This window comes from Agrobacterium sp. CG160-95, from assembly GCF_053521725.1.
Genome location: NZ_JBNWDU010000003.1, coordinates 528,294 through 549,268, shown reverse-complemented (window position 1 = coordinate 549,268; position 20,975 = coordinate 528,294). Strand labels below are relative to the sequence as shown.

General features: G+C 59.2%; 17 protein-coding genes. 14 read left to right on the top strand and 3 right to left on the bottom strand.

Features of this window, described 5'->3' with window-relative positions; all coding sequences use genetic code 11:
- Positions 1-186: 186 nt before the first annotated feature.
- From ACQZ63_RS13840 to ACQZ63_RS13805, 8 genes are all read left to right on the top strand, one after another.
- Positions 187-1,224 (top strand): NAD(P)-dependent alcohol dehydrogenase, encoded by a 1,038-nt coding sequence (locus ACQZ63_RS13840; RefSeq protein ID WP_111804669.1) that lies wholly within the window; start codon positions 187-189, stop codon positions 1,222-1,224.
- A 378-nt stretch (positions 1,225-1,602) separates the two neighbouring features.
- Positions 1,603-2,487: an AraC family transcriptional regulator gene (locus ACQZ63_RS13835; RefSeq protein WP_003518205.1), complete on the top strand. Its 885-nt coding sequence runs from the start codon at positions 1,603-1,605 to the stop codon at positions 2,485-2,487.
- Between the two features lie 96 nt (positions 2,488-2,583).
- Positions 2,584-3,495: an ABC transporter substrate-binding protein gene (locus ACQZ63_RS13830; RefSeq protein ID WP_013762239.1), complete on the top strand. Its 912-nt coding sequence runs from the start codon at positions 2,584-2,586 to the stop codon at positions 3,493-3,495.
- A gap of 71 nt (positions 3,496-3,566) precedes the next feature.
- Entirely contained in the window at positions 3,567-5,069 is a 1,503-nt protein-coding gene (locus ACQZ63_RS13825) for a sugar ABC transporter ATP-binding protein (protein ID WP_013762240.1), read from the top strand.
- Positions 5,059-6,036, top strand: coding sequence for an ABC transporter permease (locus ACQZ63_RS13820; protein WP_112292320.1), 978 nt, complete (start codon positions 5,059-5,061; stop codon positions 6,034-6,036). Before ACQZ63_RS13825 ends, ACQZ63_RS13820 begins: the two co-directional genes overlap by 11 nt.
- A gap of 39 nt (positions 6,037-6,075) precedes the next feature.
- On the top strand, positions 6,076-6,807 hold the full coding sequence (locus ACQZ63_RS13815) for an SDR family oxidoreductase (protein WP_448799278.1): 732 nt from the start codon (positions 6,076-6,078) through the stop codon (positions 6,805-6,807).
- Between the two features lie 25 nt (positions 6,808-6,832).
- Complete coding sequence (locus ACQZ63_RS13810; RefSeq protein WP_111804668.1) at positions 6,833-8,443, top strand: FGGY-family carbohydrate kinase; 1,611 nt, start codon at positions 6,833-6,835, stop codon at positions 8,441-8,443.
- A 55-nt stretch (positions 8,444-8,498) separates the two neighbouring features.
- Positions 8,499-9,224: an SDR family oxidoreductase gene (locus ACQZ63_RS13805; RefSeq protein ID WP_112292319.1), complete on the top strand. Its 726-nt coding sequence runs from the start codon at positions 8,499-8,501 to the stop codon at positions 9,222-9,224.
- Positions 9,225-9,289: 65 nt separating this feature from the next.
- Here the strand turns inward: ACQZ63_RS13805 and proP are convergent, their stop codons facing one another.
- The gene (proP, locus tag ACQZ63_RS13800; protein WP_162696607.1) at positions 9,290-10,810 is read right to left on the bottom strand and encodes a glycine betaine/L-proline transporter ProP; all 1,521 of its coding nucleotides are present in this window, start codon (positions 10,808-10,810) and stop codon (positions 9,290-9,292) included.
- A gap of 185 nt (positions 10,811-10,995) precedes the next feature.
- Complete coding sequence (locus ACQZ63_RS13795; protein ID WP_003518197.1) at positions 10,996-11,292, bottom strand: PRC-barrel domain-containing protein; 297 nt, start codon at positions 11,290-11,292, stop codon at positions 10,996-10,998.
- Between the two features lie 215 nt (positions 11,293-11,507).
- On the opposite strand from ACQZ63_RS13795, the gene ACQZ63_RS13790 reads away from it, so the two are divergent.
- The 4 genes from ACQZ63_RS13790 to ACQZ63_RS13775 all read left to right on the top strand — a co-directional run bounded on the left by ACQZ63_RS13790 (position 11,508) and on the right by ACQZ63_RS13775 (position 16,426).
- On the top strand, positions 11,508-12,347 hold the full coding sequence (locus ACQZ63_RS13790) for an inositol monophosphatase family protein (protein ID WP_038494857.1): 840 nt from the start codon (positions 11,508-11,510) through the stop codon (positions 12,345-12,347).
- Positions 12,348-12,400: 53 nt separating this feature from the next.
- Entirely contained in the window at positions 12,401-13,009 is a 609-nt protein-coding gene (locus ACQZ63_RS13785) for a dual specificity protein phosphatase family protein (protein WP_038494860.1), read from the top strand.
- On the top strand, positions 13,003-14,685 hold the full coding sequence (locus tag ACQZ63_RS13780; RefSeq protein ID WP_065705772.1) for a metallophosphoesterase family protein: 1,683 nt from the start codon (positions 13,003-13,005) through the stop codon (positions 14,683-14,685). Before ACQZ63_RS13785 ends, ACQZ63_RS13780 begins: the two co-directional genes overlap by 7 nt.
- Before the next feature lie 97 nt (positions 14,686-14,782).
- Entirely contained in the window at positions 14,783-16,426 is a 1,644-nt protein-coding gene (locus tag ACQZ63_RS13775) for a Na/Pi cotransporter family protein (RefSeq protein ID WP_065705774.1), read from the top strand.
- A 48-nt stretch (positions 16,427-16,474) separates the two neighbouring features.
- Here ACQZ63_RS13775 and ACQZ63_RS13770 read toward each other — a convergent pair whose 3' ends face one another.
- Complete coding sequence (locus ACQZ63_RS13770) at positions 16,475-17,461, bottom strand: LacI family DNA-binding transcriptional regulator (RefSeq protein WP_003518188.1); 987 nt, start codon at positions 17,459-17,461, stop codon at positions 16,475-16,477.
- A gap of 518 nt (positions 17,462-17,979) precedes the next feature.
- Between ACQZ63_RS13770 and ACQZ63_RS13765 the strand changes: the two genes are divergently transcribed.
- Together ACQZ63_RS13765 and ACQZ63_RS13760 are read left to right on the top strand one after the other, a co-directional pair.
- A complete protein-coding gene (locus ACQZ63_RS13765) occupies positions 17,980-19,833 on the top strand; it encodes an ABC transporter permease (protein ID WP_448799277.1) in 1,854 nt (617 codons plus the stop codon).
- The gene (locus tag ACQZ63_RS13760) at positions 19,833-20,966 is read left to right on the top strand and encodes an ABC transporter ATP-binding protein (RefSeq protein WP_003518184.1); all 1,134 of its coding nucleotides are present in this window, start codon (positions 19,833-19,835) and stop codon (positions 20,964-20,966) included. The genes ACQZ63_RS13765 and ACQZ63_RS13760 overlap by 1 nt, the downstream gene beginning before the upstream one ends.
- The last annotated feature ends 9 nt before the right edge of the window (positions 20,967-20,975 follow it).

Genomic DNA, 20,975 nt, shown 5'->3' with positions numbered 1-20,975 from the left:
CTCTCTCCCCCGTAGACTCGTTGGCGCGCCAGGGATGATAAGAAATTGCGGGCTCATCGATACAGTTTTTCCTCCTTGAAGAAAAACCGGCCGATCCGGCTGATTTCTGTTTACTTTTGTCGAAATTGCAACGCATCACGCTGTTTGAATTCGCTGTAAGGCCTTTCGCAAACTACGGAGGATGAGATGAAAGCACTGGTGCTGGAAGAAAAAGGAAAGCTCTCGCTCAGGGAGTTCGACATTCCCGGCAAGCTCGGACCCAAGGATGTGCGCATCCGTACCCATACCGTCGGGATTTGCGGCTCGGACGTCCATTATTATACCCATGGCAAAATCGGCCATTTCGTTGTGCATGCGCCGATGGTGCTGGGCCATGAAGCTTCCGGAACGGTAATCGAGACCGGTGCCGAGGTTGTGCATCTGAAGCCGGGTGATCGCGTCTGCATGGAGCCGGGCATTCCCGATCCGACCTCGCGCGCCTCCAAACTTGGCATTTACAATGTTGATCCGGCGGTCAGCTTCTGGGCAACGCCACCCGTTCACGGTTGCCTGACACCGGAAGTCATTCATCCCGCCGCCTTTACATACAAGTTGCCCGACAACGTTTCCTTTGCCGAAGGCGCCATGGTGGAACCCTTCGCCATCGGGATGCAGGCAGCGCTCAGGGCGCGTATTCAGCCCGGCGATGTTGCCATCGTGACGGGCGCCGGTCCGATCGGCATGATGGTTGCGCTGGCGGCGCTAGCCGGCGGTTGCGCAAAGGTGATCGTTGCCGATCTTGCCCAGCCGAAGCTGGATATCATCGCAGCCTATGACGGCATCGAGACCGTCAACATCCGCGAACGTGACCTGTCGCAGGCCGTGGCTGATGCGACGGATGGCTGGGGTTGCGATGTCGTTTTCGAATGCTCTGGCGCTGCACCCGCCGTGCTCGGTATGGCGAAACTCGCACGTCCCGGCGGCGCCATCGTCCTCGTCGGTATGCCGGTCGATCCGGTGCCGGTCGATATCGTCGGCTTGCAGGCAAAAGAGCTGAGGGTGGAGACGGTTTTCCGCTACGCCAATGTGTATGACCGTGCGGTCGCTCTCATCGCGTCCGGCAAGGTCGATCTGAAGCCGCTGATCTCCGCTACCATTCCCTTCGAAGACAGCATTGCCGGTTTTGACCGTGCGGTGGAGGCAAGGGAAACGGACGTGAAACTGCAAATTCTGATGCCGCAATAATCCCTTCCGGCAAGCCGCCTGCCGATGCAGGGGCGTCAAAAACCCTTCGGAAAAGTATAAGCTCGACCTGCCGGTGATCGGCGGGTCGAGCTTTAAAAAATCATCACATCGATCTTTAAGATGCGCATTTTCTGGGCGTATGGCGTGCAACTGCGCGAAAAAATGGGCGCAACCGCTGGCTTAGTTGTCGGCGGATGCGCGGCACTCTTCAATTTCTGACAAAAAACAGTCAAAAAAGTATCGGTAATTTCCCCGGTATGATGTGGAAGTAAATGTGCAGCAGGCCATATGCTCCCCATCAACGCCTGGGACGAGCCATAAAGAGGAATGGCTTTGCTCCGCGAATACGGCGGACGTGACCGATGGGAGGAAACATCGATGCAGCCCGATCTGGAACTGGTACATATCCGCAAGGGCGAATCCTTCGCCGCCTGGCGGCATGGCTATCCGTTCCGCACCGTGCGCTGGCATTACCATCCCGAATATGAAATTCATCTAGTCGTGGCGACGTCAGGCACGTTCTACATTGGCGATTTCGTCGGTCGCTTCGGCCCGGGCCAGCTAATCATGACTGGCCCAAATCTCCCTCAAAACTGGATCAGCGAGATCGAGCCGGACGAGATCGTTCCCACGCGCTCTCTCGTCATCCAGTTTCCGGAAGCTTTTATCGAGGATGCCTGCGCTTCCATGTCCGAGATGGAGGTAGTTCGCGCCCTTCTGGACCGCAGCCGCCGCGGCATTCTGTTCGACGATGAGACCAGCGATCGCGTTCGCCCGCTGATACTGCGTTTGATCGAGGCGCAGGGGTTGAAGCGTCTTGCGATTTTTTGGGAAATTCTCGATCTGCTGGTCAATGCGCCGGCGCCCGAGGTACTGGCGAGCCTTAGCTACGAGCTGGACCTGACGGGCATCGGCGATAGCGGCATCAACCGCGCCTTGTCGCATCTGCGCCAGCATCTGACCGAACAGGTCGAGGAAATCGATCTGGCCGACATGGTTGGCCAGAGCCAGAGTGCCTTTTCCCGTGCCTTCAAGCGACATACGGGAACGACTTTGGTGCGCTATCGCAATCAGCTGCGTATCGATCTGGCCTGCCAGATGCTTCTGGTGGATCAGGACGTGAAGGTGGCGGAAGTCTGCTACGACGTGGGCTTTTCAAACCTTTCGAATTTCAACAGGCATTTCCTGAAGCTGAAGGGAATGTCGCCATCGAGGTTTCGTACGGTATTCGCGGCCCAGAAGGCAGCGGTCATGGCGGATTAAACCAAGATACATCGCGGATTTTTCACCAATTCGGGCAGAGGACTGTCCGGAAACGGGCTCTTATTGCCCAGATTTTCCAAACGGGAGGAAGTTACTATGAGAATGAAATCCAAGTTCCTGATGGCATCGGCCGCACTTGCAATGATGGCCGCTCCGGCGCTAGCACAGGACAAGCTGAAAATCGGCATGACGTTCCAGGAACTGAACAACCCCTATTTCGTGTCCATGCAGGAAGCGCTGAAGGAAGCCGCGGCAAGCATCGGCGCTGATGTTGTCGTCACCGACGCCGGCCACGATGTGGCAAAGCAGATTTCCGACGTGGAAGACATGCTGCAGCAGAAGATCGACATCCTGCTTCTGAACCCGACCGACAGCGCCGGCATCGAAGCCGCCGTGCACGCTGCCAAAGCTGCCGGCGTGATTGTCGTTGCTGTCGACGCCAACGCAAACGGCCCGGTCGACACCTTCGTCGGTTCGAAGAACCGTGACGCAGGCTACAAGTCTTGCAAGCATCTCGGTGATGCGCTCGGCGGCAAGGGTGAAGTCGCAATCCTCGACGGTATCCCGGTCGTGCCGATCCTGCAGCGCGTCGAAGGCTGCAAGGCAGCGCTTGCCGAATTTGCCGATATCAAGCTTGTCGACACGCAGAATGGTCGTCAGGACCGCTCCGTTGCGCTCGGCGTCGTTGAAAACATGATCCAGTCCCGTCCGAACCTCGCCGGTATCTTCTCGGTGAATGATGGCGGCGCAATGGGTGCACTCGCTGCGATCCAGGGCTCCGGCAAGGACATCAAGCTGACCTCGGTTGATGGTGCTCCCGAAGCTGTGAAGGCAATTGCCGACGGCGGCCCTTTCATCGAAACGACCGCGCAGTTCCCGCGTGACCAGGTGCGCGTTGGCCTTGCCATGGCGCTTGCCCAGAAGTGGGGCGCCCGCGTCGTTCCGAAGGAAGTACCGATCGACGTCATGGTCGTTGACAGCAAGAACGCCGGCGACTTCAGCTGGTAAGAATTCCTCCCCAGGTCCCGTCCCCGCCTCGTGTGGGGGCGGGACATGTCCCGACCATCGAGGAGGGTAAAATGCTGGAACTGAATGGAATAAGAAAAAGCTTCGGCAAGATCGAGGTCCTGCGCGGCGTTGACCTGCAGGCGCGCGCCGGCGAGGTGCATGCGCTTCTGGGAGAGAACGGCGCTGGCAAGTCGACATTGATGAAAATCCTGTGCGGCATTTTGCAGCCCTCGGAGGGCACGATCCGCATTGACGGAAAGGACCGCCGCTTCGCCAATTACGACGAGGCGATTGCCGCCGGTATCGGCATCGTGTTTCAGGAGTTCAGCCTGATCCCCTATCTCGATGCGGTTGAAAACATGTTTCTGGCACGCGAAATCCGCGGACCGCTGCGCCTGCTGAACAAGCGCGCGATGCGTAAACGTGCCGCCGAAATCATGAGCCGCCTGGCCGTGGACGTTCCGCTCGATGTGCCGGTGCACCGCCTTTCCGTTGCCCAGCAGCAATTCGTGGAAATTGCCAAGGCGCTTTCACTCGATGCCCGTATTCTCGTTCTCGATGAGCCGACTGCGACGCTTACCCCGTCCGAGACCGAGCATCTCTTCAAGGTCATGCGCGAGCTGCGGCGTCAGGGTGTCGCTATCATCTTCATTTCCCATCATCTCGAGGAAATATTCGAGATCTGCGACCGCATCACCGTCCTGCGTGATGGCGAACTCATCGGCTCCTGCCTCACCTCTGACGTCGATAATGACCGTCTGGTGGAGATGATGGTCGGACGGCGCATCGAGGCCAATTTTCCGCCCAAACCGAAGATCGATACAGCTGCGCGCAACGTGATCGAGGTCGAAGAGCTTCAACTGAAAAAAGGCGGGCCGGTCTCGCGCTTTACCCTGCGGCAGGGTGAGATACTCGGTTTTGCCGGGCTTGTCGGTTCCGGGCGTACGGAAACGGTGCTGGCCATGCTTGGCGCGCATTCCGCTTCGCGCCGCAAGATCAAGGTCGATGGCGTCGAGACCCGCTTTTCCGGCCCGGATGAGGCACTGATGCGCGGCATTGGCCTGCTGCCGGAAAGCCGCAAGGAAGAGGGTCTGATCACCAGTTTCTCCATCCTGCAGAACATCTCCCTCAACAACTATCGCAAGTACCAGAAGGCTCACTGGTTTATCGACCTGAAAAAAGAGCTGGAGCACACGAAAAAGGCGATGGCGCAGGTTCAGGTCAAGGCACAGGGACCCTATGCCCGCGTGGACACGCTGTCCGGTGGAAACCAGCAGAAGATCGTTATCGCCCGCTGGCTGAACCATGACATGCGCGTCCTGATCTTCGACGAACCGACGCGCGGCATCGATGTCGGCGCGAAGGCGGAAATCTATGCGCTGATGCGCGAATTCGCAGCCAAGGGCTATTCGATCATCATGATCTCTTCGGAGCTGCCGGAAGTGATCGGCATGTCGGACCGCGTCTGCGTGTTCCGCTCCGGGGGCATCGTCGCCACCGTCGAGGGCGCAGACATCAATTCAGAAACAATAATGACAAACGCCACCACCGGGAGGGTTGAACATGTCGCTTGATGCAAATACCGGCATTGCCGAAAAGACGAGCGGTTTCGGCCTTGGCAGCATGCTGCGCTCGCCACTCGCCCTGCCTCTGGCGGGCCTGATTGTCGTATCGATCCTGATGGGTCTTGCGAGCGACAATTTCTTCAGCGTGAACAACATCATGAACGTGCTGCGACAGGTTTCAGTCGTCGGCATTCTGGCCGTGGGCATGACATTCGTCATCCTCACGGGCGGCATCGACCTGTCGGTCGGCGCGGTCATGGCGCTTGTCGGCACGCTGTCTGCCGGCTTGATGGTGAATACCGGCCTGCCTGCGTCGCTCGCCTTGCCGGCCGGGCTGTTCATCGGACTTGGCATCGGTATCTTCAACGGAGCACTTGTCGCCTGGGGCAAGATGCCGGCCATCATCGTCACGCTTGCGACGATGGGAATGGCGCGCGGTCTCGGCCTCATCTATTCCGGCGGTTATCCCGTCAGCGGCATTCCGAGCTGGATTTCCTGGTTTGGCGTCGGCCGCGTTGGCGTCGTGCCGGTGCCTGTTATCATCATGGTGGTGATTTACGCCGTGGCCTGGGTGCTTTTGCAGCGTACGGCTTTCGGTCGTCACGTCTATGCACTCGGCGGCAACGAGTTGGCCGCGCGCCTCTCCGGCGTCAAGACCCGGCGCGTCAAGCTTGCCGTCTATGGTATCTCAGGCGTGACGGCAGCGCTTGCAGCTCTCATTCTGACCGGCCGGCTTATGAGCGGACAGCCCAATGCGGGTGTCGGTTTCGAGCTGGATGCCATTGCGGCCGTGGTTCTCGGCGGCACGGCGATTGCCGGCGGACGCGGGCTCATTCTTGGTACCCTTATCGGCGCGGTGCTGCTCGGCATCCTGAATAACGGTCTCAATCTGATGGGCATCAACCCTTATCTGCAGGATGTCATCAAGGGCGGCATCATCCTGCTGGCCATCTATATCGGGCGCGAATGGCGCTGAGCCGGCCCGGAAACATCTTCATAAACGCAGGAGAATTAAATGTCTGAATTGCTGCAAGGCAAGATCGCGGTCATCACCGGCGCCGCGTCCGGTATTGGCCTCGCCACCACCGAGGCGCTGCTGGAAAACGGTGCAACCGTCGTCATGGTAGACTGGAACGAGAAAGCCCTGAATGAACTTGTCGGTAAACTCGGCAAGCGCGCCATCGCGCAGGTCACGAACCTTCTGGATGCAGACAGCTGCAATGCCATGATCCCGGAAATCCTTGAGAAGGTCGATCACATCGACATTCTCTACTGCAACGCAGGTACTTATATCGGTGGCGATCTCACCGAAACCACGCCGGAAGCCATCGACAAGATGTTGAACCTCAACGTCAATGCCGTGATGAAGAATGTACAGGCCGTCGTGCCGCACATGTCGGAGCGCAAGACCGGCGACATCATCGTCACCTGCTCGATCGCCGGACATTTCCCGACCTATTGGGAACCGGTCTATTCGGGTTCGAAATGGGCGATCACCAGCTTCGTGCAGGGCATGCGTCGCCAGATGATCCCGCATGGTGTGCGCATCGCGCAGGTCTCTCCCGGCCCGGTCGTCTCGGCCCTTCTGGCAGACTGGCCGGAAGAAAATCTTCGCAAGGCCAAGGAATCGGGTAGCCTCATCGACGCGAGTGAAGTGGCCGATGCGGTTGTTTACATGCTGACCCGCAAGCGCACCGTCACCATCCGCGACATGCTGGTGCTGCCCACCAACTTCGACCGCGTTTAAACTACACTCCCAAGGAGTATCGCAAATGGCTTCCTACCTGATTGGCGTCGATGTCGGTACCGGCTCTGCCCGTGCCGGTGTCTTTGATGTGGCGGGCAGGCTTCTGGCCACCGCCAAGCGCCCGATCACGATGCATCGTGAAGACGGCGGCATAGCCGAACAATCGAGTGGTGAGGTTTGGAAAGCCGTTTGCGACAGCGTGCGGGAAAGTGTCTCGCGCGCCGGCATAGATCCCGCGGCCGTGGTTGGCATCGGTTTCGATGCCACCTGCTCGCTCGTGGTGCGCGGGCCTGAGGATGAGACCCTTCCGGTCGGCGCGCCGGATCATCCAGAGCGCGATATCATCGTCTGGATGGATCACCGCGCCGTCGAACAGGCGGAGCGGATCAATGCGGGCGAACATGCCGTTCTGAAATATGTCGGTGGCCGGATTTCCCCGGAAATGCAGACGCCCAAGCTGCTCTGGCTTCGCGAAAACAGGCCGGATATCTATGCGCGCGCCGAGCACTTCTTTGACCTGACGGACTTCCTGACCTGGAAAGCCTCAGGCGCGCTCGATCGTTCCGCGTGCACGGTTACCTGCAAGTGGACTTATCTCGCCCATGAGGAACGTTGGGATGCGGAATATTTCACCCGCATCGGGCTTGGCGATCTGGCGGAGCAGGGATTCCGCCGTATCGGTGAAAGCGTCGTTCATCCAGGCACGGCGCTGGGTAATGGTTTGACCGATGAGGCCGCAACAGCCATGGGGCTGGTTACTGGAACTGCCGTTGCCGCCGGTCTGATCGATGCGCATGCCGGGGGTGTCGGCACGGTGGCTGCGGGCGGCGACGCTTCGCGGTGCCTCGGTTACGTCTTCGGTACCTCTTCCTGTACCATGACAACCACCTCGGAGCCGGCTTTCGTGCCGGGTGTTTGGGGTCCCTATTATTCCGCCATGGTTCCCGGCGCATGGCTCAATGAAGGCGGCCAATCCGCCGCCGGTGCGGCCATTGATTATCTGGTGCAATTGCACCCGGCATTTTCAGAGGCAAAGGCGCTTTCCGAAAAAGAAGGCAATTCATTACCTGCATGGCTTGCCGACCGTGCATTGGCTTTGGCCACGTCTGCTTCCGCTGCCGTAAAGATTGCCGAGAATTTTCACGTGGTGCCGGAGTTCCTCGGCAACCGCGCGCCCTTCGCCGATCCTCATGCCCGTGCCGTCATTGCCGGTTACGGCACCGAGACGGGGGTGGATTCGCTTGTCGCGCTTTACGTGGCGGGGCTTCTCGGCCTCGGTTACGGGCTTCGCCAGATCATCGAGACGCAGGCGCGTCATGGCGCTCCCGTGGAAACGATCAGTGTCAGCGGCGGCGCGGGCGCGCATCCGCTTGCCAGACAATTGCTGGCGGATGCGACGGGGCTTCCGGTTGAACTCACTGAATGCGAGGAGCCGGTGCTTCTGGGATCGGCAATGCTTGGTGCAGTTGCTGCCAAGGCCTATCCCGACCTGATTTCCGCAATGCCCGCCATGTCGCGTATTGCCAAATATTCGGCACCGGACGCTGCATTCAGCCAAGTGCACCAGTCACGCTACGACGCGTTTCTGGCACTGCAAAATGCGGCGCGCGCCATTCGTTCCGCAAACCATTCCTGAAGCGCCACACGCTTCCATCGTCCGGCCGTCTTGGCCGCAAAATAAAGAGGATTCCATGCAGTTTTCCGGAAAATCCGTCATCATCACCGGCGCAGGCAAGGGCATCGGCCGTGCCTGCGCTATCCTGATGGCCGCGCGCGGTGCTGAGGTCGTGGCAATCAGCCGGACCCAGTCTGATCTCGACAGCCTGAAAAGCGAAATCGGCGGACGCTCGATCCGTGTCGATCTCGCAGATGTGGCGTCGACGCGGGCCGCGATGGTCGAGGCGGGTCCATGCGATTTTCTCATCAACAGCGCCGGCATCAACGTGCTCGAAAGCGTGCTTGATATGAGCGACGAAGGTTATGAGGCTGTGCTGGGCATCAATCTGCGTGCCGCGCTCGTCACCTGCCAGGAATTCGCCCGTGCCCGCATCGCAAAGGGCGGCGGTGGCGCAATCGTCAACATCACGTCAATTGCCGGTCATCGCGGTTTTCAGGATCATCTCTGCTACGCGGCCTCGAAAGCGGGGCTTGAAGGCGCGACCCGCGTTCTTGCCAAGGAACTCGGGCCGCACGGCATCCGTGTCAACGCCGTGGCGCCGACCATCACGCTGACTGAACTGGCTGCCGAAGCATGGAACGATCCGGCCAAGAGCGCACCGATGATGGTTCGCCATCCGCTGCAGCGCTTTGCCGAGGCCGAAGACGTGGCACAGAGCATCGCACTGCTTCTGTCAGATGATAGCAGCATGATTTCCGGCGCGGTGTTGCCCATCGATGGCGGGTTCCTCGCCGTCTGACGTTTAAGGGATGCGCGGGCTGCAAATGCATCGCCGCGCATCCTATTCCAGGACTGGATATCCGCTCAGGTCAGATCCGGATGTCTGCCAACCAGCTGGTTGCGTTTTGCCTGAAGAATTTCCTTCTGTTCTTCAAGTTTGAGCAATTCGTCGTCTATCTCATCGACGCTTTTCTCGATGTGCAGATATTGCTCTGCAAGAAGCGACTTCGCTTCCTTTCGGCTAGATGCATTCGGCGTGTCGCCATAAAGCGGCCGGTTGGCGGTTTCCTTGAGGAAAAATGTCGTCACAATGCCGAAGATGGCCGCGACCATGAGATAGTAGGCCGGCATATAGATATTTTCCGTTACCTCCACCAACCATGCAGTGAGTGTCGGCGTGAGCCCGGCAACGATGATCGAAATATTAAACGCGATAGCCAGCGCGCTGTAGCGGATGCGGGCCGGGAAAAGGGCCGGGAGGGTGGATGCCATGATCCCAATCAGGCAGTTAAGTGCGACCGCCAGGATAAGCAGGCCGAAGAAAATCTGAACAACCTGTCCGCTGGCGATGAGATGAAATGCCGGCAGTGAAAGAAACAGGATCGCCGTGCTGCCAACCGCCAGAAACGGCCTGCGTCCGATCCGGTCGCTCAAAAGCCCGATGGCGGGCTGGACGAACAGCATGCCAACCATAACCGCGATGATGATGAGGACGCCATGGTCCTCGCTGTAATTCAGCGTCTTCGACAGATATGTCGGCATGTAGGTAAGCAGCATGTAATAGGTGATATTGGTCACGAGGACCATGCCTATGCATATTGCCAGCGAGCGGGAATGTTGGCTCACGATCTCGGCGATGGGAACCATGGGGCGCTCTTTCAGCGACTGCCGGTCTTCTTCTTCGGAGCGCTGCAGGCGTTCGGTGAAGGCTGGTGTTTCTTCTGCCGCGTGGCGCAGATAAAGCCCGATCAGCCCGAGGGGTGCCGCCAGAAAGAACGGAATGCGCCAGCCCCAGTCGAGGAACTTGGCTTCACCCATCGCGGTGCTGAGCAGCACGACGAGCCCCGCGCCAAGCACAAAGCCGGCGATGGAGCCGAAGTCGAGCCAGCTTCCAAGGTAACCGCGCTTCCGGTCAGGTGCGTATTCCGCCACGAAAATGGCCGCACCGGTATATTCGCCGCCAACGGAAAACCCCTGGGCAAGCTTGCATAACAGCAACAGAATGGGTGCCCATATGCCGATGGTGGCATAACCGGGGATGAGGCCGATACAGAAGGTGCTCGCGGCCATGATGATGATTGTCAGTGAGAGGACTTTTTGACGCCCGAATTTGTCGCCCATGGCGCCGAAAAATACGCCCCCCAATGGGCGGATGAGAAAGGGGACGGAGAAGGTTGCGAGCGCCGCCACCGTTTGAACGGCGGGTGACGCGTCAGGGAAGAAGACCTTGCCGACGGCATAGGCGACGAAGCCGTATACGCCGAAGTCGAACCACTCCATCGCGTTACCGAGAGCGGCTGCCGTAACTGCTTTTTTGACCTTCTCGTCATCGATGACGGTGACGTCGTCGATGCTCAGCGGAGTGGCCTGTATCTGGTTGTTCAATCACTGTCCCCCTGAACTGCATTGCGCCCGAATTTTTTGAGCGCCATGAAAATGCTCGATACGCTTAAGCGTTCCATCGGTCGGCAGAACAATCGGGCCTTAGCTCATCTTATGGGGAGTATGGGCGGGGTCGCCCGACAGGAGAAAAAAGAACGCCCGGCTGGTAGCCGGGCGTTTTTCAAAGATTAGTGGTGATGCTCAGGCATTTCCTTGAGCTGATCCTTGGTCCACGAGGTAATCGCGTGGACATCGCCGTCTTCATCGCGCATGAAATCGAGATCGCTGAGCGGTACGGCGACGGGCTTTGCGCCGATGCCGAGAAAGCCGCCGACGTCGATGATCGCGGTGCTTGCCGCGCCGACGCCATGGACATGATCGACCTTGCCGACCTTGTGGTCATCTGCGCCATAAACTGTTGCACCTTCCAGAACCGACGGGGTCAGTTCGGTTTCAACGAGGCGTACGTGATTGGCGTGATCCATTTTTCTTCCTCCTGCTTGGGTTGCGATATGGAAACTCCCGCAGTGCAAAACCGTTCCATCGCGTCTGGGGGATTTTGGGCTAAACCGGTTGTCTGAATGCTTAGGGGACTGGTATGAACTCCAGCGGACCGCCCGCCACAAAATCACGCTTGAAAAGATTGAACACGTGTGCAATATGAACGCGTGTTCAATCTTTTGAGGGATGGTTATTCCGCATGGACCTGATGCCTTATCCGGATACGTTGGCAGCCCGTGCCGAACTGTGCCGCAGCGTTATTCTTTCCGCCGGGGAACTGGTGCTGAAAGGCTTTCAGGGCGAGGCGACACGCAGCTTCTCGATGAAGGGCCCGCAGGACTTTCTGACGGTGACGGATGCAGCCTCCGAAGCGCATATTCGCGGCGCGATCTCTGCCTGCTTTCCTAAGGACAGTTTTTTCGGCGAGGAGGGCGGCGGTGTGATCGGTGATCGCGTCTGGGTCGTTGATCCCGTGGACGGCACCGCAAATTTCGCCCGCGGCATTCCGCACTTCTGCATCTCCATCGCCTATGTCGAAAACGGGCAAACCGAAATCGGCGCTATCTATAATCCGGCTCTGAATGAACTTTATTTCGCCCGACGCGGCGAGGGGGCAACGCGTAACGGGCAGCCGATCCAGGTTGCGCAGACGGAACGTTTCGATGCGGCCTCAATCGAAATGGGCTGGTCGACCCGTATCGAGAATGCCACCTATCTTGATGTCGTCAAGAACCTGCTCGATATGGGCACCAACGTGCGCCGCGCCGGTTCCGGTGCGCTGGCGCTTGCCTATGTGGCCGATGGCCGCTCCGATGCCTATCTCGAATTGCACATGAATTCATGGGATTGTCTTGCGGGACTGCTACTCGTCAGCGAAGCTGGCGGCGACGTCTGCCCTTTCCTGGAGATCGGTAGTCTTGAAAATGGCGGGCCGGTGCTGGCCGCAGCCAGCGGTGTTGCAAGCGGCGTCAGCCGGGCATCGAAGATACCTTTGGCAGAGCGGCAGCCTTCGGATCGGCAGCGGGCCGTATCGGCCTGAGTTTAGACGAGCGCCCGTCCGTGAAGGGTGCTTGGTGCATGTGGAGGAATGAGATGGATGGACCCGTTTATGCCCGGCCTGCGATCAGCCTGATTGCGGAAGGGCTCGGCCCGCGTAACGTTGCGCTCTATATCGGCGGCAGCGATGGTGCGAGCGACCTTGGGCTCCTTCACCGGCACGGCATTACCACCGTCGTCAACTGCGCCGTCAATCTGGATATCAATCTCGTGCAGGCGTTGGCGGAAGATGGCGACAGGTGCGCGGTGGGGTATGGCGACATCCGTTATTATAAGCTCGGTCTTATCGACGGCGAAGGCAGTCCGGACACGATGATGCTGGGGGCCTATTATATTCTCGACGGCGCATTGCGGCAGACCATGCCGAAGCGCGAAACCTATCCGTTCCCCGATGGCGGCAATGTGCTCGTCAATTGCCGCAGCGGCCGCAGCCGCTCGGTATCGCTGGTCGCGCTTTTCCTGCACAAGCAGCAGCCGCATCTTTACCCTAACCTCGACGATGCACTGGCTGTGATCCGCACGAAGCGGGAATTGCGGCCGGACGAATGGTTCGAGACACCGAAACCGATGCTTTATGCTGCTGCCCGCCGCGCTTCCGACTGGATCGATATGGTCGAAGGCAGAAAGACTGTCCAACCATGCTGAAACGCACGCTTCCTTCCGTCGCCGTCATTGCCGACGCCCATTTCCATGACACGGCGGCCGATTTCGGTTTTCCCGGAATAGAGGTCGATGGAGAACGCATCACCATGCGTAGCTGGTCGGATACACGCGAATCCACCCGTGTTTTCAACGAAAGCGCCGATGCGCTGCATGCTGCACTCGAAGAAGTGCGGCAGCGGGGCATTCGCCATGTGGTGCTGCTTGGCGACTATACCGACGACGGCCAGCGCGCGACATCCGAAACGCTGAAGGGTATTCTGGAGCGTCATCGTGATACCCATGGCACCGCCTTTTATGCGCTGCCCGGCAACCACGATATTTTCGGCCCGCGTGGCCGACATCATACCAAGGAGTTTCTGACGGAGAACGGCAAATGCCTTTCCGTTTCAAGCGATGCGCGGCGGGCCGGTGATCGGGTGGTGATCAGCGACCGGATGTATTGCGAAGGCTACCCCGTTGGCCTTGGCCCGATGGGGGCTTTCGGATATTTCCGCCAGCCGGACTATCTGCATTGGGAAACACCGTTCGGGCTTTCCGATGCGACGGAAGATCGTCTCTACGAGGTGCGTTCCCCCGATGGCACCAATATCTACTGGCTGATGGACGCATCTTATCTGGTTGAGCCGGAGCCGGGCCTCTGGCTGCTCATGATCGACGCCAATATTTTCGAACCGCTTGACGGCACTTTCGAGACGGGTGAGGAAGCGGCTTTCACCGACAGTACCTCTGGCGGCTGGAATGCGCTTTTGCGCTGCAAGCCCTTCATCATCGACTGGATTGCCGATGTGCGCAAAAGAGCGCAGGCGCTCGGCAAGACTTTGCTCGGCTTTTCGCACTATCCGGCGCTCGATCCCTTCGATGGCGCAAGCGGTGCCGAAAGTGCGCTGTTCGGCGAAACCAACGTGGTGCGTCGCACGCCGCGCAAGGCGGTTGAGGATGCGCTGGTTGAGGCCGGGTTCCAAGTCCATTTCAGCGGGCATCTGCATGTGGAAGGCGTAACCCGGCGTGGGGAAGGGGAAACCTCGCTCACCAATATCGCCGTGCCGTCTCTGGTTGCCTTTCCACCCGCCTTCAAGGTCGTCCATCCCCAGCAGCACGAGATTTCCATCGAGACGGTGGAAATGGCCGCGCTGCCGATTAACAGCCGCATTTGCCGGGGGTATGCGCAGGAAATGGCACTTGCGGGCGAGGATGAGGACCGCGCATTTGCGGCCGGCAATTATGGTGATTTCCTGCTTGGCCACAAACGCGCGCTTATCAGGCATCGTTATTTCACCAAGGAGTGGCCAGCCGGGATCGTGGCGGCGATTGCGGATAAAACCATATCCGAGGTTATCGGCCTACTTGGTGAAAAAAGCCTTGCCTCGCATGATGCCGGGCTTTCCTCCGATCTGCCGATGTTCGAGCTTATTGCTGACTGGTATTGCCTGCGTCAGGGCGCGGGGCTGGCGCTTGTCCATATCGCGCCTCAACGGCTTTCCCTTTACCGGATGCTGGCGGAGCGGTTCGGCCGTGAGCCCGATCACCACGACGGTTCGGTTAAGAGTTTTATCGAAATCTTCTTCGGTGCCCTTGGGCTGTTTCTCGACCGTGCCGAAGGCGGTTTGCGGCATCTGGAGCTCCGTCTCACACCGCAACTCCAATCCGTTGCGGTGTGATCCGTAGGTTTTTTCGACGCAATCCGCGATGTGAACGGGGCAGATCAACGTCCCCTCGGGGAAGAGTGGCGGCAAGCAGGACAGGCGAGGTGATCTAGTGGAATCGGTCGTTGTCAGCATCAATCTGTTCGGCGCGGTGGCGCTGCTGCTTTTCGGCCTTGGGCAGATCAAGGACGGAATGTCGCGTGCCTTCGGCGCCAAGCTTCGCATCGGGCTTGCCGCCGGTACACGGGGAGGGTTTCGCTCCTTCATCGCCGGTCTCGTGGCGACGATCGCCCTGCAGAGTTCGACAGCCACGGCGCTGATGGTTGCCTCCTTCGTTGAAAAAGACTTGATCGCACCGGCGATGGCGCAAATCGTGCTGCTCGGCGCGAATGTGGGTACTGCGACGACCGCGTGGATTGTCGCACTCGGTCTTGGCTGGCTGTCGCCGATGCTGATCCTTGCCGGTGTCATTCTATTGCGTGGAAAGTCGGTGCAGCGGCAGGGTGCGGGTGCTGCCCTTGCCGGTGTCGGCCTGATGCTGCTTTCCCTGCATCTTCTTTCCGCGGCGACGGATCCGATCCGGCAGTCGCCGGCGCTTAACCTCTTCATTTCCATGCTCGGCAATGCCTGGCCGGTCGCGTTGATCTTTTCCGCGGTGCTGGCCGTGCTGGCATCATCGAGCCTTGCCATCGTCGTCCTCATACTCTCGCTTGCGGCAAGCGGCGGCATTGAAACAAGCCTCGTTATCGTGCTGGTACTCGGCGCCAATCTCGGCGGCGCGGTTCCGCCGGTGCTGGCGACGTTGAAGGCGCCGGTCGCGGCGCGCCGGGTGGCGCTTGGCAACCTCATCGTCCGGACCACCGGCTGTGTCGCAGCCCTGCCTCTTGCCGGGTACGGCGCGGCACTGCTCGACATGTCGCCTTTCTCGCACGCCAATCTAGCGGTCGATGCGCATCTCCTTTTCAATCTTGCTGTTGCCGCGATCGCATGGCCGCTATCGCCGTTGTTGCTGCGGATGACGACCGCGCTGCTGCCGGAAAAAGAGGGAACCGAAAGCCGCCGCAGCTATCTCGACAGTCATGATCTGGGTCAACCGGTTGCGGCGCTTGCCGGTGCAAGCCGCGAGGTCATGCTGGTTGGTGACCTGATCGAGCGCATGCTGCGTCAGGCGAATGACGCCATGCGCGACAGCGATCTTTCCAAGCTCAATGATATCAGTACGCTGGAAGGCCGGGTCGACAGTATCCAGCATGCCATCAAGGTCTATGTCTCAAAGGTGGGCCAGGACGGTTTGTGCCAGAAGGATCAGCGACGTGCGATGGATATCGTTGAATATGCCATCAATCTCGAACATATCGGCGATATCATCGAGAAGGGCATCCGCCCGGAAATCGCCAAGAAGATCAATCTTGGTCTCAGGTTTTCCGATGATGGCAAAAGCGAGCTGGAACGTCTATTCTCCATCACACTCGACAATATCCGCATGGCGCAATCCGTTTTCGCCACCCGCAATGCCGACCTTGCCCGTCGGCTGGTGGAGGTGAAGGAAGACGTGCGCCGGCTGGAAAAACAGTCATCGGAGCGACATCTCCAGCGCCTGCGCGACGGCCTGACCGACAGCATCCAGACAAGCTCAGTGCATCTCGACATGCTGCGCGATCTGAAGCGCATCAACGCCCATATCGCCGCCGTCGCACATCCGATCCTCGATGAAAGCGGTCTCCTGATCGAAAGCCGGATCAAGCAGGCGGGTTGAAGCCATGCCAGTAAAACGGCGCTGTGGTTTTTGCCCAGGAGTGCTCTTCTAGCGCGCGGTGATCCTTTCGACCATCTCAACGGGCACGACCTGAAGCCGGGTCTCGGGCTCGTCGCTGTCGAGGGCGGTCAGGACCTTCTCGGTCAGCGCGTCAAAGGATTGGGCAACGGTCGTCAGCTGATAGCTTTTCCAGCCCGCCTGCGGAATATCGTCGAAACCGACAATCGACAGGTCTTCAGGAATTCGGCGGCCCATCTCTAGCCTTGCTGCATCCATGAAGCCAAGTGCCAGCAGATCAGTCACGCAGAAGGCGCCGTCTATTGTCTTGTCCGTCAGCAACTCGCAGCCTGCCTGATAGCCGCTGTCATAACTCGTCGGACCGCCCGACCATGGAACGACCTCGATACCCTCGATGCTCATGCGCTGGGTGAAAGCGCCGGCGCGGCGCAGCTGTGCCGGTGTCTGGCTGCCGCTGGAAACGACCGCGACCTTCCGGCATTTTGCCGCCACAAGCCGCATGGCGGCGAGATCGGCGCCGTGGGAATCGTCGCTCAGCACCATGTTCGTATCGGTCCGGTCGAGGCGCTGGTTGATGAGGATGAGGCGCACGCCATTGGCAATGCATTCGTCGACGATAGATGCTGGCGGCTCGCCGGAGAGTACGACGATGGCCTGGGCGCGAAACTCGAAAAGCAGTTCGATCAGCGGCGCGATATCCTTGCGTGCATCGGCCGCATTCAGCAGCAGGCATTGCAAGCCGCGACGCAGAAGGCCGATGCTGAGGAGGTCGAGCTGTTTTGAAATAAACGGCGAGCTGAGATTGGCACCGACCACCCCGATGAGATTGGATCGGTCATTATTGAGGCCCTGGGCCAGACGGTTGACGCGGTAGCCAAGCTCATGCGCGGCTTTCAGCACCTTGCGCCGGACGGCCTTCGATACGCTGCCGCCGGGGGTGAATGTGCGCGAGACGGCGGAGCGCGAGACACCAGCCTTTTTCGCCACCTCTTCGGCCGTCACGAACCCTCTCGCCATTCAACTTCCCCGTTGCAAAACCTCATGTCTGATATCACAGGCCATAAGGGTCGACTATTCCAATCGAAATATTTCAGGTGCGAAGCGCTTTTGCTGATGGAAGGCGGTTCTCGCTTTCGCCGGCAAATATATCGTCCTTTCCATTTTCATTCTGCGGGAAAAAATGACTGCTTGTGCGTCGATAAAAAAATTTGCAAAACACGTTCAATAAAACCGTTTAAAAACAATGGCATATATCAATGATCACGTGTGCATTTTTTCGTTGACAAAATGCCGTTTAGGATGGATCATGCATTCCAAGGTTAAGCGCTATATGGAATATTTATTCCACGTTTTGCTTGCCGGCGATGTTTCCGGGAGGAGCTGGATCATCGTTGCTCGCGGGCCTGATGTGCCCGCTGCTGAAGCATTGACGCATTGCTCATGTTCGACGCACGCGCCGCCTGTTCCGCAGGTTGCGCGCAGGCAGATGCTTGCCGGCGTGTCGGAGCAATGTTGCGGCCATATGGGGAGGAATAATGGCTCTTTTAAGCGAATCAACGAAGGCGGAGGCACTGGGGCGTCCCCCGGCGACCGCGCCTTCGGCATGGCAGGCCTGGCGATATCGCCTCAAGGTCGCGCTCAGGGAGCCGACGACGCTCATCGGCGTGCTAACGGCGTTACTTTTCACCTATCTGATCGTCGTTCCGATCATCTCTATCGTTCTGGATGCCGTCCGTGTCCAGTTCGGCCACGAACGGCGTCTTGGCAAGGATGTCGGTGACCTCACGCTCTATTATCTCGACAGGGCGTTCTTCTCGCCCGTCGCAACGGATCTTTTCTGGCATCCGCTCTTCAACACGCTCACCGTCGCTTTGGGGGCGATTACGCTTTCGCTTGTTATCGGCACGGTGCTTGCCTGGCTTATCAGCCGCACGGACATGTTCGGTCGCCGCTGGTTCGCGACCGCGCTGATCGTGCCCTACATGCTGCCCGCATGGACCTTCGCTCTCGCCTGGACGACGCTGTTCAAGAACCGCACCGTTGGCGGCCAACCCGGCTGGTTCGAGGCGATGGGCCTGACACCGCCGGACTGGGTGGCCTATGGGCGCTTCCCGATCACCATCATCCTTGCCCTGCATTACACACCTTTCGTTATCCTGCTGTTCGGCTCGGCGCTGCGCCGCTTCGACTCGCAGCTGGAGGATTCGGCCCGCATTCTCGGCGCTCATCGTTATCAGGTGGCTTTGCAGGTCATCCTGCCCTTGATGCGCCCGGCGCTGCTCTCTTCCATGGTGCTGATCTTTGCAAAGTGCCTTGGCGAATTCGGCGTACCCTATGTTCTCGGGCTTCCCGTGAAGTTCGAAGTCCTCTCGACATCGCTGTTCCGCAGCATCGCCTCGCGCCAGACCGGTGTTGCCGGCGTCGTTGCGGCCTCGATCATGCTCATCGGCATCATCACGCTGATGATCGATGCCCGCCTGGTTCGCGAAGCCCGCCGTTTCGTGACGATCGGCTCGAAGGGGTCGATGAACCGGCAAAGCCGCCTCGGCAAAATGCGTCTTCCGGCAACGGGCTTTGCGGCCGCTGTCTTCATTCTCAGCGTCGGCCTGCCTTTGCTCACCCTCGCTCTCTCGACCGTCATGAAGATGCCGGCCAAATTCACGTTCGACAATTTCACGCTCGATTACTGGATCGGCAGCAATCTCAACACGGTGGCCTTGCAGACCGGCGTTCTTTTAAGCCCCGATCTATGGGCAGCCGCGAAGAACACGATGATGATCGTTGGTCTTGCCTCGCTCGCATCTGGCGTCCTCGGCCTTCTGGTCGGGTATGTCGTCATCCGCACGCCGGTGCGCGCCCTGTCGGTCTATCTGCGTCAAGTCACGTTCCTGCCCTATCTTGTGCCCGGCATCGCCTTTGCCGCCGCCTATCTCTCGCTGTTTGCGGTTCCGCGAGGGCCGATGCCGGCGCTCTACGGCACGGTGACGATCCTTATCCTCGCACTGATTGCCGACCAGATGCCCTATGCCTCGCGCGCCGGTATCTCGGCCATGACACAGCTTGGAAAGGACCCGGAAGAGGCAGCACAGATCGCCGGTGCCGGTTGGTTCCGCCGCATAGTCTCGATCGTCATCCCCATCCAGAAGGGATCGCTGGTGACGGGGGTTCTCCTGCCCTTCATCTCGGGCATCAAGGGCTTGAGCCTGTTCGTGATCCTCGCGGTGCCGAGCACGGATGTTCTGACCACCTATTCGCTGCGGCTGGTCGACTACCACTATACGCAGGCCGCAAACGCCGTGGTGCTGATCATCGCTGGCATTGCCTATTTCGGTACCCTGTTGGCCCAGAAGCTGACCCGCACAAATCTTGCAGAAGGACTTGGAAGCTGATGCCTACCATCAACCTGCGCGGGGCGCAGAAGAACTACGGCGTGAATTCCGCAAATGCGGTTTCCGATCTCGATCTCGAAATCCGCGACGGCGAATTCATGTGCCTGCTTGGCCCTTCCGGCTGCGGCAAGACCACGACGCTGCGCATGATCGCGGGTCTTGAAAACCTCTCCGGCGGTGAAATCCGTGTCGGCGACAGGGTGATAGATTCCGTCAATGACGGCATATTCGTGCCGCCGGAAAAGCGCGAAATGGGGCTCGTCTTCCAGAGCTACGCGCTCTGGCCACATCTGACCATCGAGCGCAACACCGATTTCGGCCTGCGCCTACGCAAGCTGCCGAAAGCCGAGCGGGAGGCACGCGTCGAGCGCGTCATGCAGGCGCTCGACATTGCCAAGTACCGCGACCGTTATCCGTCACAGCTTTCCGGTGGGCAGCAGCAGCGTGTGGCGCTGGCCCGCATGCTTGCCGTCAATCCCGGCGTGCTGCTTCTGGATGAGCCGCTGTCCAACCTCGATGCCCGGCTGCGGCTGGAAATGCGCGCCGAGCTGAAGCGGCTGCACAAGGAGTTCAAGACCACCATCGTCTTCGTGACGCATGACCAGTGGGAGGCAATGACACTTGCAACGACAATCGCCGTCATGAACGAGGGCACGCTCCAGCAGATGGGTACGCCGAACGATATCTACGACCGTCCGGCCAACCGCTTCGTCGCCGAATTCGTCGGCAGTCCGCCGATCAATATCCTGACCTTCGGCCAGCCCGGCGTGTCTGATATCGCCGACAATGCGGAGGCTTATTTCGCAACGCGCTATCCGCAGTTGCGCGGCATCGCCTCGGTCGGCATGCGGCCAGAGGCGATGGGTTACACGGCAAGGTCTGAGGATGTACCGCAGGGCAGCCTCTTCGGTGAAATGACGGTGACCGGCGTGCTTCCGACGGGCGGCAGCTGGATTCTCGAATTGAGGAGCGAGAACCACACGCTGTTCCTGACCACCCATGCCCTGCCGCGCGTCGATAGTGGCGACCGTGTGTTTTTCCACGTGCCTCCCGACGCCCTGCATGTGTTCGACGCAAAAGGGCAACGGATTACCGAAGCGGACGCCGTGCTGAGGAGCAGTAGCTACAACTGACAACGACGA